Below are 17375 nucleotides of genomic sequence, written 5' to 3'. Positions count from 1 at the left end.
CTTATTCGTTTGGATAGACTAAACCTATCTGTTTTCTTATTTCATCTAATAATCCCATTAACTCTTGACTAAACTGATGTGTCATCCATTTATTTTCTAGTTGACCCGCCCGTAAATCTGCTTGTACCGCTTCTGCCTCATAGGAATAACCCCAGCCTTTGCGTTCACATTCAAATTCTTCTACATCTCCATTTTCTAAAGTCAAAGTAATACCAAAAGTCTCATGAAAACGGGAATGCATCAAAATTTTACCTTGACTACCATAAATGGCACACGTAGTGTCAGTTTGAGCCGCCAAAGTTGAAAATAAGGTAGCTGTTGCGCCGCTTTCATAGCTCGTTGCGATAGAACAATTCATATCTACTCCAGTGGGGGCCATTGTTCCTGTGGCCAACAAGGTTTTGGGTTGACCTAACAACAACTTAGCAATAAATAAAGGGTAGATCCCTATGTCCATCAAGGACCCTCCGGTTAATACGGGGTTGAATAAACGACTTTCCACATCGTATTCAGCTTTGAATCCAAAATCAGCTGCTACATGTCGGATTTGACCAATCTTTCCTGACTCAATGATGTCCAAAACTTTTGCCACAGATGGGTGAAACCTTGTCCATAATGCCTCCATTAAAAACAAGTTCTTTTCCTGTGCTTTTTGAATCATTTCAGCAACTTGTCGGCCATTCACTGCAAATGCTTTTTCGCATAAAACGGGTATTCCAGCCTCCAGACACAATAAAGTATGAGCATGATGTAAACCATGAGGAGAAGCCACATAAACCACATCGATCAAACCGCTAGAAAGCATTTCTTCATAAGAGCCAAATGCGGTAGAACCAGGATAATGAGAAGCGAATTCTTCAGCGCGATGAATATCTCTAGAGGCCACAGCTGTCAGTTGGGCATCCGTCACAAAAGCTAAATCATCAGCAAATTTGCGCGCGATTTTTCCGCAGGCGAGTATCCCCCAACGGATGGAATTTCCAGGATTAATCATTTTCTTCTATTAAATAGCGTTCAAGGTTTGTATCAATGCCTCCACCTGTTCACTTGAAACGGCAGGGAAATTAGCAATTCTTATTTGAGTTTCTTTCATTTTGCCATATCCAGATCCCACAATCATGCCCGAGGCATCTTTCACTTTTTTAATGACGCTACCCGCTGCTTCTTGGCAATTCAATACGACTACTGTTTGCGAACGATGGGATTCATTCTCAACAAAGGCCTCAAAACGATCTGACTTCTTAGCAAAATCATATAGTGCCTTCGCTTTGCGGTCGGTTTCTTTGCGGATTTGGTCCACACCTATTCGGTTAAAATCTTCCGCCACTTTACCTAATACATAGATTCCCATCACATTGGGAGTCTCTGGTGTTTCAAACTTTTTATAATTTTCCCAAAGACTAGGTAATGAATGGTAGGTACCAATCACCCCTTCGTGCTTTTTCATTCTTTCTGCTTTCTCAAGCATGGCTTCATTGGCAATCCAAACACCCAAACCTGCTGGCATGCCAAAGGCTTTTTGAACAGAGAAAAAGGCCGTATCTACTATATTAAAATCTAAGTTGGTATAAGGCGCCGAAGAAACCATATCCACCGCTAAGAACTTATCCTTATTGGCTTTTTTCAGTTTATGAATTTCTTGAGCGCGCATTTGCACCCCTGAGCTGGTTTCATTAGCCGTAGCACAAATCAGTTCAGCGTACTCGGGCACTTGCACATCAGAAGCATCGAAACCCTCACCGAACGGCTTATGAGCCGCATGCGCATATTTATGAAGGTCTAGGGCAAAATCAAAAAACTTTTTAGAAAATGAGCCATTCACTAAGTGAAAACACTCATGCTCCACCATATTCATGATGATACGTTCCCAAATTTCAGTGGCAGAACCCGTAAAAAGGATGGCATTGTTTTGCTTAGGTAAATTAAACAACTGCCTCAATTGCTCATCGGCATGTTGGTAAATTTTCCTAAACTGAGCCGAACGATGCGAAATGGAACCGATGGACAAGCGAAAAGCCTCCTCATAATGTCCTTGAACAGTAGGATAAAGTGCCGCTGGGCCAGGGGTAAAAAATACGGGCTGCATCATAAATATTAATAAAGCATTCTAAACTTAATGGTATTCTCAATCAATTTCAATTCATTGACTATTTCTTCGGAATATTCTTTGGCAACATCCGTGATGACATACCCTGTTTTCTCGGTTGTTTTCAGGTATTGACCAATGATGTTTACCTGATACTTGGCAAACACATTGTTTATTTGAGCCAAAATTCCCGGCATATTATGGTGGATATGCAAGAGTCGATGTGCATTTTCCAATGGAGGTAATTGTAGTTCAGGGAAGTTAACCGACCCATAAGTACTACCATTGTTCATAAACTGCAATAATTTAGCTGGAACAAACTCCCCAATATTGGCTTGGGCCTCTTCGGTGGATCCTCCAATATGCGGAGTTAAAATGACATTGGGTAATCCTCGCAACTCATTGATGAATTCTTCATCGTTGGTCTTTGGCTCAAACGGAAATACGTCGACCGCAGCTCCCCAAACTTTACCCGATTTAATGGCTTCTACTAAAGCGGGAATTTCTACGACATGACCTCTGGAAAGATTCAAGAAAATCACATTGTCTTTCATCCAAGAAAACTCTTGCTTACCGATGATGTTGCTGTTCACCTTTCTTCCATCCACGTGCAAACTCACAAAATCAGCCAAGTTTAACAGCTCTTTCAGGCTAGCACATTTTTTGGCATTACCTAAGGCCAACTTATCGACAGTATCATAGAAATACACTTCCATACCCAAAGCTTCGGCAATCACGGAAATTTGGGTTCCAATATTTCCATATCCCACTAAGCCTAGTTTTTTTCCACGGATCTCGTAAGAATTCGTAGCAGATTTATCCCAAACACCGGCATGCATACGGGTCGACTTCTCGAAGATATTACGAGTGAGCATAACCATCAATCCTATGGATAATTCCACTACAGAACGCGTGTTGGAATAAGGTGCATTGAAAACAGCAATACCCCGATTTTCACATTCAGCTAAATCGATTTGATTGGTTCCAATACAGAAGGCCCCCACGCACATTAAACGAGCGGCATTGGGATGTTCTAATACTTTTTTTGTCAAATTGGTTTTAGAACGTAAACCAAGAATAGAAACGTCTTTGATTTTTTCAATCAATTCGGCCTCATCTAAAGCTCCTTTTAACAATTCAACTTGGAATCCTTCTTTCTTAAATGCTTGAACAGCATGAGGATGAACGTTTTCCAACAATAGAACTTTGATCCTAGATTTAGGATAAGACTGAGCACGACTCAGTCCATTGATATATAAAAACTCGTCTAAAGAGGGTACTACGTGGTCTGCTTTCTCCACCACCACCTTGCGAGATACGTTTTCAGTAAAGGCAAAAAACTTATTGGCTAAACCCGCCTCACGCAATTCATAATCAGTATATCCATCGCCAATAACATATACTTCCCCTTCTAATTGCAAGGATTGTAAAAGGCTTACTTTACCGCGGTCTTTCGACAATAAATTATCGTGATCATAGCCTGTGATATTACCTTCGGCATCGTAGTTAAAGGTATTCGCAAATACATTTTCTGCTGGGATGCCTAATTCTTGCACCACAGGAACAATAAAGTCCTTAAAACCGCTAGAAACAATCAGAATTTGCTCTGCATGCTCTTGGATAAACTCTTTATTTCGATTGAAAGAATCGGAAATTTTACCTTTCAAGAACGCTATCAATTGATCGACATGGCTACGGTTGGCCGACAAAAGCGCCACACGATCCCGTAATGAATCAGCAAAAGAATAGGAACCTGTCATCCCTTTTTCCGTAATTTCTCGAATCTTGGAGACAATCTCCTTCTGTTTCGAGTTTCCTTGTAAGGCGATATTCGCCAACTCATCTAGCCCTTCTACTTTGGTAAAAGTGCTATCAAAATCAATCACAATGTGCAATGGCTCCAACTGTTTATTCGACATAATTAATCGTTTCTTTATTCAAAAACCAATTCATTGCCCGTTGTTCCGACCACAAGGTTCCTCGATAATCTGAAGGATAGAATCCACAATGCCCACCTTGAGTAGGCAATTCCAAAAAGACATTTTTCCAAGTGGAAGCCAGAGATGCCGGTAGGCATTCGGGCGATAAAAATGGATCATTTTGGGCATTCACTACCAGAGTAGGAACCTGAATTTTATCTAAAAAATACAGCGCACTATTTTGTTCGTAATAGTCTTCCGCATCTTTAAAACCGTGTAATGGACCCGTAATCACATCATCAAACTCCCTCAATGTTTTGATTCTTTGCAGAATAGCCACATCGACAGCCGTGGGAAATAACACAGCTTTTTCTTTTGCTTTAGATAGAAGAGTTTGTAAAAATCGATGAGTGTAGAGTCCATTTTCTCGTCGTGCCAACTTTCGGCTACTACTTGAAAGGTGCAAAGGTACGGAAAATGCCACAGCTTTTCGAATCAAATTTGGATGATTTTGCCCTTGTTCACCTAACCATTTTAAGGTAAGATTCCCACCCAAACTAAAACCGGCCAAATAAATGCAATTAGCCCCACGGTCAACACATGTTTGAATCACTTCCTCCAGATCCTCCGTGGCACCACTATGATAAAAACGCAACTTATTATTCATCACTCCAGAACAAGACCGAAAGTTCCAAGCCAAGGCATTGAATCCCTGAGCTATCATGGTTTTTACTAGTCCTCTCACGTATTGCGCTTGACTACTTCCTTCTAAACCGTGAGAAATGATGAGCAAAGGTTTATCAGACAAAGGGGCGTCAACATACCAATCCAAATCCACAAAGTCCTGATCGCTTAAAATCAATCTTTCCCTCCGTGGAGTCAAATGGGGGATTTTTCGAAATAAAGCCGTGTACATACTTTGTGTATGACCCTCTGGTAACCAAAAGGGTGGCTGATAGCTTGGTGCTGATTGAATTAAAGGCAAGGCGTTAAATAAAAAAGTCAGGAATTAATTCGTGATCACCCAAACTTGGATTGACTTTATAGACATCAAAATCCGTGTAATTGGCCGCGCGCAAGACTTCTTCATCAATAAAAAACTGACCTGTGGTACTTACATGGTCTTGTTTAAATATCTCGTAAGCGGCATCAGCCATGATACTCGGTTTTCTTGCCCGATCCAGCATATCTGAATTCCCCACAGCAAATTCAATAGCCGCTGTGGCTATGATGGTTTTAGGCCAAAGGGAATTGAATGCCACTTTATTTTTGAACTCAGCCGCCATACCTAAAGTACAAAGTGACATCCCAAATTTAGCCATGGAATAAGCCACATGGTTTTCAAACCAGCGGGCTTCTAGATTTAAAGGTGGAGAAAGTGTTAATACATGCGGGTTTTTCGACTTCAATAAATGAGGCAAGCAAGCTTTGGAAGTTAAAAAAGTACCACGGGCATTCACTTGATGCATCAAGTCATACTTTTTCATATCGGTCCATAGGGTCCCAGTCAAAGAAATGGCGGAGGCATTATTCACTAAGATATCAATCCCTCCGAAGGTCTCCACCACTTTTTCTACGGCTTCAAAAACATGATTTTCATCACGAATATCCAAGACTAAAGGTAAGGCACGGCCACCCAAACGCTCAATTTCCTCGGCCGCAGAAAAAACAGTTCCCGGCAATTTAGGATGAGGTGTGGCAGTTTTGGCAGCAATAACCACGTTTGCACCTACTGAGGCCATTTTTTTAGCAATTTCAAATCCGATACCTCTAGACGCACCGGTAATAAAAACTGTCTTGTTGCTGAAGTCCATCTTGTGTTATTTAAACTTTGTCTAATTTACTATTTTCTTGTCAAGACAGTACATAAAATAAATTTTGGTTCGTACTTTTGTTAATTATTTTTCAAAACCACCGAATGTCAATTCCGTTTAAGTCTATAAGTATATCTCATCGCTCCGCTCCTCTCACGATTCGTGAGCAAGTAGCATTAAATGAGGAAGAAAGTAGAGCCTTTGCTATTAAATGTAAAGACCTTTTTGGATTACAAGAAATGTTGATTGTATCTACCTGCAATCGTACAGAGGTGTATTATACTACTCCAGAAGATATTTCCCACAATTTAGTGAAGAGTTTATTGATTGAAAAAGGCTTGCATCAAACGCAAGAGTACACGCCTTACTTTCATCATGAATCTGACGCGGAGGCCTCTTTAAGGCACTTATTTGAAGTGGCTACGGGTTTACAATCTAAAGTGGTAGGGGATTTACAGATTCCGAATCAAATCAAAAAGGCCTATCAGCAATCGGCCGATTTAAATTTAGCGGGTCCGTATTTGCACCGTTTAATGCATACCATCTTTTATGCCAATAAACGAGTAGCGCAGGAGACCTCTTTCCGTGATGGAGCCGCTTCTGTTTCTTATGCGACGGTCGCTTTGGCAGAAGAATTATCTCAGGCCATTGCCCAACCGAAGGTGTTGATTCTTGGTTTAGGGGAAATTGGTTTGGACGTGTGTAAAAACATGGAGGATAAAGATTTCGCTGAAATCACCATCATGAACCGTACCATAGAAAAGGCGGAAAAAATAGCCCATGATAAATCATTCCGTGTGGCACCTATTGAAGATTTGTGGAAGGAAATTGCTCAGGCAGATATCATTATCTCCTCTGTACGCAATCAAGACCCGATCATCACCCAAGCAGAATTAAAGAAATTATCCATATTGACTTTTAAATATTTTATAGACCTATCGGTTCCAAGAAGTATTGAAGAGGGTATTGAAAAGATATCAGGAGTATTACTGTATAACATTGATTCATTGAAAGAACGGGCCGATGAAGCCTTGCGTATTCGGATGGCGTCCGTGCCAGATGTTCGTAGAATCATCGATGAATCTGTCATTAGTTTCAATGATTGGTCTAAAGAAATGGAAGTTTCTCCGACCATCCATAAATTGAAAAATGCGCTAGAGCAAATCCGTAAAGAAGAAATCAATCGCCATTTGAAAGGACTCAATCCTCAAGAGGCTGAAAAATTGGAAAAAATTACGGCTAGCTTGGTTCAAAAAATCATCAAACAACCTATTATCCATTTGAAGGCGGCCTGCAAACGAGGTGAGTCAGATAGTATGGTCGATGCTTTGAATGATTTATTCAATTTGGAAGCTTATGAGGAGGTCGATTCTAGCTCTCCTAACCCTTAAATTCCCATGAAATCGGAAATTTTACAGAAACTGGCTCGCTACTGTGCCTATCAGGAGCGCTGTGTTTGGGAAATACAAGTCAAACTGGAGTCCTTTTCCGTATTACCAGAAGAACAAGCCGCTTATCTGGATTGGCTAGAAGACAACAATTACCTCAATCAAGAGCGATTTGCAAAACTTTTTGTTCGATCCAAATTCAACCAAAAATCTTGGGGTAGAAATAAAATCAAATTTGAGCTTACACGATTACAGATTAAAGACACGTTGATCCAAAGTGCCTTAGAAGAGCTAAAGGAACTTCCCTACGAAGCCACTTTGGAATCGATACTGATAGACAAATTTAATCAAGTAAAAGATGTCAATGATTGGACCAAAAAACAAAAGTGCTACCAATATGCCATGAGAAAAGGATTTGAGTCAGACTTAATTTCCTTGTATATCCAACAGTTTAGATAAAACGCTCAAATTCTTTTTCACTATTTCGCTAGTCGATTGATGTACACGAATGTTCGGATATTCGGATACTTCCCGAAAAAATCAACATAGTAATAATAAGTCCCATCAGGCAAATTCCCATTGCTAGTCAATAGACCAATGGTCTTATTTGTCAAACCTCCCCAATTATTTTGATAATTGTTGGTTTCATAGACCACATCCCCCCATCTATTGACAATAACCATTCGATTGGGTTGCATTCTAAATATTCCGGGGATGACCAAAACATCATTCATTCCATCTTGATTGGGTGAAATAGCTTGAGGTGAAAAAATCTCACACATATCAGCATCTACTCGGTTGTCTATCCCATCTTGATCACAATCCGGCAATCCTCCATAATTGACGTCATTTTCATAAGCATCGATTATTCCATCCTGATCATCATCTATATCTCGATAATTGGCTATTCCATCAGCATCAGTATCCAAAGGTTGTAAAGGATCTGGTCCTACCTCCACAGTATCCGTTAATCCATTATTGTCAGAGTCCACATCTCGGTAATCAGGAAGCGTATCCTGATCTGAATCTATCGGAATTAACACATTAGGCCCTACTTCCAATTGATCGGGGATGCCATCATTATCGGAATCCTTATCACGAAAATCTTCTTTCCCATCTAAGTCCGTATCCCAAGGGTGATTCACATCTGGACCCACTTCCAACTTATCGGGAATCGTATCATTATCTGAGTCAAGATCCAAATAGTCTGGGTAGCTATCACCATCGGTATCTACAGGATTTAATGGATTAGAACCTGCCTCTACCTGATCAGGAATACTATCTTCGTCAGAATCCATATCTCGGTAATTGGCTAAGCCATCTTGATCCGTATCTATCGGGATTTGTGGGTCATTTCCTACTTCCACAGCATCTAGAATAGTGTCATTGTCTGAATCCAAATCCCTAAAATCTTCAAGACCATCTCTGTCAGTATCCAAAGGTTTAGAGGGATCTGATCCAGCCTCTATTACATCAAGGATGCCATCATTATCTGAATCCGAATCACGGTAATCGGGCATTCCATCTGAATCACTATCCACAGGCTTTGTTGCATCTAACCCGGCTTCTAATCCATCCAGCATACCATCGTTGTCAGAATCGATATCTCGAAAATCTGCTCGACCATCCTCATCGGTATCCAGAGGATTACTTGGATCAAGACCCACTTCTATCTTATCTAAGATGCCATCATTATCTGAGTCCGCATCACAATAATCCGCTTTTCCGTCGGCATCGGTGTCCACAGGATGTAAGAAATCCCCGGCTTCGACGGCATCTAAAATGCTATCGTTATCTGAATCAAGATCTCGAAAGTCTTCCTGCCCATCTAGGTCACCATCAATGGGTTTATTGGGATCTAATCCTGCCTCCACTTCATCTGGCATGCCATCTTGGTCTGAATCCAAATCTAGGTAATCAGCCATTCCATCTGAGTCTGTATCCACAGGTGTAAGGGGATTCGAACCTGCCTCTTTGAAATCTGGTATCGTGTCATTATCTGAATCTACATCTTGATAATCAGCTTTCCCATCTCCATCCGTATCCACAGGTTTGCTAGGATTTGAACCAGCCTCCACTGAGTCTGGTATTCCATCACCATCCGAATCCACATCCAAATAATCGAGGGTTCCGTCCTTATCGGTATCCACTGGATTAGTCGGATTTGGGCCAACTTCTACGCTATCCGGAATGGTATCATTATCCGCATCAGAGTCTTCAAAGTCATACAATCCGTCCGAATCGCTATCTCTAGGATACAGGCAATCTCCTGCCTCTTGGCTATCCAACATCCCGTCATTATCAGAATCCAAATCTCGAAAATTTGGGATTTCATCCCCATCTCCATCGGCTCCCAATTCAATTCGATCAGGGATGCAATCATTATCTGAATCTAGGTCTAAAAAATCAGAAGTACCATCTGAATCGGTATCAATGACCTTGATATACTGTCCACGGTCATCCCATCCATCATCTAAATCGTCTTTCATTTGTTGACACGTGGCACACTTATTTTTCCCCTCCCAAGCATCAGGTATACCATCATCATCTGAATCCGAATCCAAGTAATTGGGGATCCCATCCATATCATTATCTACATTCCTTTCATCCTGATCACCTAGCCAATCCCCATCTGAATCTAAATCACGGTAATTGGGAAAACTATCTCCATCTATATCCTTGGTCCCTTCGATAGCATCTACAATTCCGTCGTTGTCCGAATCTAGATCTACATAATCTGGCTTGCCATCATGATCCGTATCTGGAATAGGGGCTGGACTTCCTCCAAAGCCTATTTCTAGAAAATCGGCCAAACCATTACCATTGGCATCTGGTAATAGACCTTTCATGTCCACCCGACCGTCGTAGTTGTCATCTAAATTACCTCGTACCGTATTGCTGGCTTCCCAGACGTCCAAAATTCCATCATTGTCTGAATCCAAATCCAGGTAATTCGGTATTCCATCCCCATCTGGGTCAAATTCCCCTTCGATGGAATCCAATATCCCATCATTATCCGAATCGAGGTCTAGGTAATCTGCATGCCGGTCGCCATCTGAATCTCGATTCTTTTCTCGCTCATCGGGTATCCCATCTCCATCTGAATCCGTATCCATAGAATTCACTAATCCGTCTCCATCAAAATCTTGACAATTCCCCCGAAGTGTATAAGTTTGATAACATTCCATGGAATTGGGGATTCCATCACCATCAAAATCTGCCATCAGGATTTCAATCAGATTACTGGTAATTTGAATACCGGAACTGCTTTTGAATGTAAAAAATCCTTTTCCTTCAGTACCAAAGTATAGCATCCCCAACGCACTCAAATTCGCTATTCCCTGTACAAAATCTCCGGAATTAATTAATTGATCTCCACCAGATAGTCCCGAGATAAAGCCAGGCAACGTGCTTGTTACCTTAATGGGGCTTAAACCTGCATTAAAATCAAGAATGAGATTTCCAAAGGCATCCAAGGCACTCAATGTATTAACTCCCACAAATGGTGTTTCTGTGGTCTGAGGGCTTGTCATTTGTAAATTAAACTTGGCCAAAGGTCCCGCTTTCACCAAAACAGGGAGAATACTAGATGTGAGTGTATCTTCCAAAATTTGAACTTGAATTTGCGCCAAAAAAGCATGGAATAACTTCATGGAAATCTGAGCTATCCCACCCACAAAATCAATACTGGTGGCTGAACCAAAATTTCTAATTTGCGACAGGTTATCTATTACTTGAGGAAAAACAACTGGATTTATAGAGTTCTTGGCCCCACTAAACAATAGAGTCTTGGTTCCGGAATAGGTATCCATCAATTCCCCCAAATCGTTCAAAACTCGAATAGTGATCATGTTTGCATTTCCTGCCACTTGAACCGAATCTCCAGAAATTAGAAGTTGAGTAGGTTTTATTAAATCCGATTGAATGAGAATTTCACTTTGTGTACTCAATCCAATTGTAGGGCTAAATGTCAAGACATCAAGGCCGTTTACACCTGAATAAGTCATCCCTAGCTGTGTCAAATTTGCCATACCTTGGTTAAAGTCGCTTGAACTTGTCAGACGATATCCTCCTGATAATCCAGAGATTACTCCTCCTTGACTAGCACTTACGGTAATTGGATTTATAGCTGCATTAAAGGCCAAAACAGGATTCCCATATTCATCCTGGGCAATTAATGAATTAAGCCCATAAAAAGGCTTTTGATTGACTTGTGGGTTTTGTAATTGGACACTTAATTTTTGAAATGCTTTCTCTGAAACATGTATTGCTAATTTGTCCAAACCTGAAGTTTTGATAATACTTTCCGTGGCACTCAGGGAATCCAAACCAGATTTATATAAAATCACATCTATTTGTGCCTCACCATTACTAAAATTCACGGGTGTATTTAATCCAAAATCAAGGCCATTTGCTCGGGATTTGAAGGTAGTAGCCAAGGAGGAATTCGTTCCTGAAAATTGAAGTACTTTAGTTCCAGAATAAGTGGGAATGGGAATTCCCCTTCTATTTGTGGCTTGTATTCGGACAGTTTGACTTGATCCTGCAATTTGAGTTGAACTCCCGGTTAAAATGAATTTTGAAGCTTGATTAATATCTAAAATTTTTACTTGGGCCGTGGCACATACACCTGTCAAGGTATTACATACTTCATAAATAAACGATACCGAATCTTCCTCTGATTCAGTAGGTGAATAGGTCATAAAACCTGTCAAGGAATTTAAATTAAGTATCCCCGTATCGGTCCCTGAAACCCGGCGTAAACTGATAGAAGCTCCAGGCAAAAAATCATCATTTTTTAAAATTTGCCAATGTATTGTCCCTTGACTAAATGCCTGCTGGATTACATCATTTTGAGCTATGGGAACCATGGGATTAGGATCTGTGGAATTGATATTTCCATCATCGTCAAAATCATCATCACAAGCATCTCCCAAACCATCCCTATCTGTATCTAGTTGATTGGGGTTATAGGTTGAAGGACAATTATCTTCAAAGTCAACAAGCCCATCACCATCTGTATCCGTTTCATCACGATAAAGCAAATTCGAGAAATAGGACTTTTGTTGATTCCCCACCGATTCCAAACCAATGGTAACCACACTCAAATTTGCCTCAGGTTTTAATAATTTTTTTGAATAGATGAATTGGTTTAATGTAAAATTACTGGTGATATTATTTTGACCAATATCAAAGCCTAATCGTAAAGACCCTGATCCATAAAATGTCCCTCCTGTGACTACAGCAGCATAATTATTCACTACATTGGTTTGAAAATTGGGGCCAATTCTTCTCACGACACTCGACAGGCGCATCGTACGATCTTTAGCAATTCTGAAAGATTTACGCAAGAGCCCATGGTCAAACAACGTTGGACTAACATTTTCTATGACCACATTCCCCGATTCTTGATATATTTTGGTCGATCTATTGGCCAAATAAAAGGCATACAAATCATCGGAATAATCAAAAAAATTAATGTTATGTCGTTTTTTTAATTTGATTGTATAAGCATCGAGTACTTGATGATTAGCATCCTGCATTTCAATTGTCAGGTCAACCTCATGTTGATTTCCCAAAATACTGTAGGGGATTTCATTATTACCATGCTGACTTGAGGATATAATCTTATTGCCTTTTTTAATTACATACCAATTTTGATTATTCAAATAATTAATACTTCGAATATTGATCCGGACTGTATGAAATGGGGAGATATACCAGAGTAAATTTTCATACTGAATTAATTTATCAGGATGAGGGGACAATGCACTAATGGCCGCTTCAGTAGCTAAATTTAAATTAAACTTAACGACATGTTTAAAAAATGGGACTAGATTAGTCTGCGTACAATTAGCTGCAACTTGAGCGATATTACTTAATGCATCTTCAATGGTATTGACTTTCGGCATTTTCCGTAATTCCTGGAAAAACTTAGGAAAAATGGTGGATTTCCCAAAGGTGCTAATGATGCCTTCCAAGAGCCCTACTGGCTTCCAAGCTGGCTCATCATCCGTATTCGTTCCTGTACCTCGGTTATAATCATTATAACCTATTCGGTCCCATTTAGCCCAAACATTATAAGGATTGGCATCCAAATCATTGATATACCCTATAAAATTTTCTCTAAACCAGGAGATATTCAATAAGGTCTCATTAAACTTTCTTTGTTGGGGATCTGTCAATAAATCATTGAATGCATAAGCTGTAAATAAACTAGCAAATGCTTCTGCCATTCCTCCATTTTTTTCTTGGCTGTTGGGGTTATATGGGAAAAGGACTTTTGAACTAAAGTCAAAGAAATTTCGACCAAATTCATAGGCTAAAATGACATCCCTATTTACATTGGTATTATTTTTCAGGTTAAAATAGATATTGTCAAATCCACTCACTTCAATACCTTTTGCTCCCACTAAACCACATCCAGATCCACATGATGGAATGCCAAAAAATACGCTAGTTTTATACCCAAAATCAGGGTTCCCTCCTGGAGGTTCATAGCCTAAGGAGTTTTTATAAAAATCATATAAGGCATCCGTTCTTTCAACTAATTTCGCCAGAGTACCCGCATCGGTTAATTGATCATTGTTAATGATCGATTTATCTATCCTAATTACGGCATTTCTTCCTTGAATGGACCAAACAGGAATTTGTCGACGGTCAAAAGAAAAATACACATCATCCGTCAGGCCATATTGATTACCTGATGAACTAGTTACATTGCCTAATACCACCTTGGCGACAAGATAGTCTCCAGGTAATTGGCTCGCTAAAGCCCCATCCTTTACTCGAATGGTATCTTGATTAACGACTGTTTTCAAAATTAATTCAAGAGTAGCTGTTCCTTCAAAAAACTCCACAGCGGTAGATTGACCGAAAGGAATACCTAAGGCGGTAGCAATCATCTGAGATGAATTAGGTATAACAGATTCCGAAAATATCAAATTTTTAACTCCGGAATAGGTCCGCACTAAAACACCTTGGGCATCTTTAGCCTCCAATTTGATAAATTGACTTTTCCCAGTAAACTGAATAGCAGAACCCGTAATAGATAAGCGCTCCTCCGTATCTGAAATAACGATTCCATCAGACTGAGTACTGATTAAACTTGATTCATCCGATAAGGAAAATATGAAATTTGAGGAAAATACATCTAACGTATTACTCTCAGTGGAGAGAATCAACTTTTTTGATAATAAGGTTTTACGGTTTAATGTAGATGCAGCAGGTTGATAAATGAAACCCAATGCTGTTAGATTGGCTACACCATTTTTAAAATCCGAAGCTTGATTTAACACATTATTTTGAGCACTGCCAAGGCCGCTAACATGACCAAGCCCCGAACTAACCTGAATGCTGACAGGTTGTATACTTGCATTAAAGTCAAGACAAATATTACCAAAAGTATCTTTAACGGTTAAGCTATTATTTCCAACAAATGGCTTCCCACGTGTTTGAGGACTACTAATGCTAGCCGCTAATTGCTTAGGGCTATTGGCTTTAACTTGGATCAAAAAATCGTTTCCAGCCATGGCTCCAAAAACATTGGTCTCACGAACAGAAAGCAAAGCATTTTCTGCCAAATATAAATAAATAGGAACCTGAGCTCTTCCGTTGATGAATTGTATAGAAATAGCTTTCCCTAATGGAGATTCAGTAGCCGCGCTATTATTTTGAACCTTTGCCTGAAAGATTGAATTGGGGATATTACCTGCACCAGTAAAAACCAGCATTTTATTTCCTTGATAACTAAGAATCGTATCACCAACGGAATTTAAAGCACTAATGATCAATAGTTGGGAATCACCTGCCAATTGCGTCAAATTTCCAGAGATATACAGCTTAGCCGACTGATTGGAATTGACGAATTGAATGGTACTACTAGTGGTTTCGATTCCATTTTGTGCTACAAATCTAAATGAAGTACTAGCTGCACCTTGGTAAAAAAAGCCTTTTTCTGCTAAATTAAGTTCACCTTGAACAAAATCCGAAGATCGATTTAGCATGAAAGTATTCCCAAGACTTTTAAATCCCCAAATTCCCGTATTTGGGGTTTCGACACGGATAGGGTTTTGTTGGGCATTAAAATCGCTACATACATTACCATACTCATCCAATGCCTTGAGGGTATTGATACCTTGGAAGACTTGCCCATTTACTTGTGGACTTGTTAAACTTATATCCAAATGGTGAAAACTAGAAGCCTTAACATTGATGGATAAATGGTTCTCTACCAAACTTTCAGCTCCTAAAAACTCGGAAACTCCTAAAGACACTTTTTCTGACTGATATAACACAACTTGAGTGCTAGCTATTCCATTAACAAATTGAATGGTGGTAACAGAGCCAAAATTGATGGGTACGGATAAACTATTTAATGCAGTAGGGGCCTTCCCAACAGATTTTGCCACAGATGCTCCTTGAAACAGCAAATCCTTAACTCCGTTGAAATTATGGAGGGTGTTATTCGAAGAATCCAATAACCTGAGCGTAATGGTTTGTGGCACTCCCGCCAATTGAGTAGTTAGGCCCTCTACTTTTATTCGATTATAATAAGATAAACCGGGATAAAACACCCTGTTTTTAACGATTTCCGAATACCCCGATTTTAAGGAAAAGGTCAAATCGACTTCACCAATTTTCCCAGTATAAATCATCTTTAAGGCACTCAAGTCCGCCTTCCCCAAGATTATATCTGTGGATTGATTGATGACATTATTTTTAGCTGAGCCTAATCCACTGATTATTCCGCCCATACTATTGGTCACGGTAATGGGATTTTTGGATGCATTAAAATCACTGACTTCATTTCCATAACTATCTGTTATTTGAATAAAACCTGAAATAGGTTCTCCCACTTTCTGGGTTTCCGAAATCTTAAGTTTTAATGCATTCCCAAGTAAAGGCAAAACTTCTATTTCTAATTTCTCTTCCTCCAAGGATGAAAACTCATCATCTTTTACTGAAATCATCGCCTTTTCGGCTTTAAATAAAGAAATTCCTACATTGGCAACACCTTGAATAAAGCTGATACTTACTTTACTTCCAAAAGGCACTTTATTTATGGAAGGTAGAATACCCTGCTTTAAAGAAGGACTAGCTCCAGAAAACAATAATTTTTTAATTCCAGTAAATGATGTATCCAAATTGCCATAACGGTCTTGGATATAGATATTTAACGTTTTTTCAGTTCCTACCAATTGATTTTGATTGGCAGATTTCAATAAATAAGATCGTTCTTTACCTAAATCAAAACCAACTGTATCACTTGCATTATACTTACTAGACGTAAATTGAAAAATAACTTTACCCGCTTTTCCTGTATATTTCATCCCCAATGTGGCAAAATCAATGAGGCCAGCCTGTGCGTCACTCGCTTGATTTAAGACGTTATTTTGAGAAGATCCCAATCCATGAATTACTCCTCCTGTACTAGCCGTCACCGTTATCGGATCTTTGGATGGATCAAAATCAGCCAATAAATTTCCATACATATCGACAAGGGCCAGTGTCCCGCGAATGGATTGCTCTCTTGCTTGTTGAGCCACTAAATCTGCCAACAAACGGGTGTTTTTACTTGGCTTTACTTGGATTAGTAACTTTTCATTTTCAAAGCTTGCCAAATCATCCCCTTTAACTGATATAGCCGCCATTTCTTGTTTAAATAGCTGAAGACCAAATGCGAATAAACCCTTCGTAAAATTCACCTGTAATTTCTCCCCTAATTTTACCCCATTTACCATAGGACTTTGCCCCATTCTGGAAGGGTTGGCACCAGAAAAAACCAATGATTTCGGTCCTTCATACGAAGTAATCACATTCCCTTGCGAGTCCACAGCTCGTACCACAATTGTTTTAACATCGCCAGCCAAAAAGTCGGTAGAAGATGAGATAGTAATTTTGTATTTAATCGCTTGTCCAATAAATGGATTCGTAGAATGTAAATCCGCTTTGGCAACAACTAATGGACTCCCCCATATCAATAAGGGAAAAGCAAGCCCTTTAAGGATAAATGCAACCATCGTTTTAATGAATAAATCAATGGATTTATTGCTATTTCTTTGAAACATCATGTGCTTGGATAATTTCGAATGGATGTCAAGACGACAACCATTCCATTTGAAATTCCTTAGATTTTGACCTATATATCGAATCGATAGAGCCTAAA

Annotated in this window: 8 protein-coding genes; 2 read left to right on the top strand and 6 right to left on the bottom strand. The window is 39.6% G+C overall.

Going from position 1 to position 17375, the window contains the following annotated elements; genetic code table 11:
• Position 1: 1 nt before the first annotated feature.
• Genes EWU23_RS07245 through EWU23_RS07225 form a run of 5 tightly spaced genes read right to left on the bottom strand, consistent with a single transcriptional unit; the run spans position 2 to position 5819 of the window.
• Positions 2–994 (bottom strand): Gfo/Idh/MocA family protein, encoded by a 993-nt coding sequence (locus tag EWU23_RS07245; protein WP_166230293.1) that lies wholly within the window; start codon positions 992–994, stop codon positions 2–4.
• Positions 995–1003: 9 nt separating this feature from the next.
• Positions 1004–2086, bottom strand: a complete 1083-nt coding sequence (locus tag EWU23_RS07240; RefSeq protein WP_166230377.1) for an aminotransferase class V-fold PLP-dependent enzyme — start codon at positions 2084–2086, stop codon at positions 1004–1006.
• Positions 2087–2094: 8 nt separating this feature from the next.
• Complete coding sequence (gene serA, locus EWU23_RS07235; protein WP_166230291.1) at positions 2095–4005, bottom strand: phosphoglycerate dehydrogenase; 1911 nt, start codon at positions 4003–4005, stop codon at positions 2095–2097.
• On the bottom strand, positions 3995–4990 hold the full coding sequence (locus tag EWU23_RS07230; protein WP_166230289.1) for a YheT family hydrolase: 996 nt from the start codon (positions 4988–4990) through the stop codon (positions 3995–3997). The genes serA and EWU23_RS07230 overlap by 11 nt, the downstream gene beginning before the upstream one ends.
• 4 nt (positions 4991–4994) lie before the next feature.
• Positions 4995–5819, bottom strand: a complete 825-nt coding sequence (locus tag EWU23_RS07225; protein WP_166230287.1) for an SDR family oxidoreductase — start codon at positions 5817–5819, stop codon at positions 4995–4997.
• A 104-nt stretch (positions 5820–5923) separates the two neighbouring features.
• Between EWU23_RS07225 and hemA the strand changes: the two genes are divergently transcribed.
• Both hemA and EWU23_RS07215 read left to right on the top strand, forming a co-directional pair.
• The gene (gene hemA, locus EWU23_RS07220) at positions 5924–7210 is read left to right on the top strand and encodes a glutamyl-tRNA reductase (protein ID WP_166230285.1); all 1287 of its coding nucleotides are present in this window, start codon (positions 5924–5926) and stop codon (positions 7208–7210) included.
• A 6-nt stretch (positions 7211–7216) separates the two neighbouring features.
• Positions 7217–7666, top strand: coding sequence for a regulatory protein RecX (locus tag EWU23_RS07215; RefSeq protein WP_166230283.1), 450 nt, complete (start codon positions 7217–7219; stop codon positions 7664–7666).
• Positions 7667–7686: 20 nt separating this feature from the next.
• On the opposite strand, the gene EWU23_RS07210 is transcribed toward EWU23_RS07215, so the two are convergent.
• Positions 7687–17280, bottom strand: a complete 9594-nt coding sequence (locus tag EWU23_RS07210; protein ID WP_166230281.1) for a T9SS type B sorting domain-containing protein — start codon at positions 17278–17280, stop codon at positions 7687–7689.
• Positions 17281–17375 lie beyond the last annotated feature (95 nt).

The sequence above is a fragment of the Aquirufa beregesia genome (genome assembly GCF_011090385.1).
Lineage (GTDB): Bacteria > Bacteroidota > Bacteroidia > Cytophagales > Spirosomataceae > Aquirufa > Aquirufa beregesia.
Note: the sequence above shows the minus strand (reverse complement) of the source record. Positions and strands in the feature narration are given on the sequence as shown.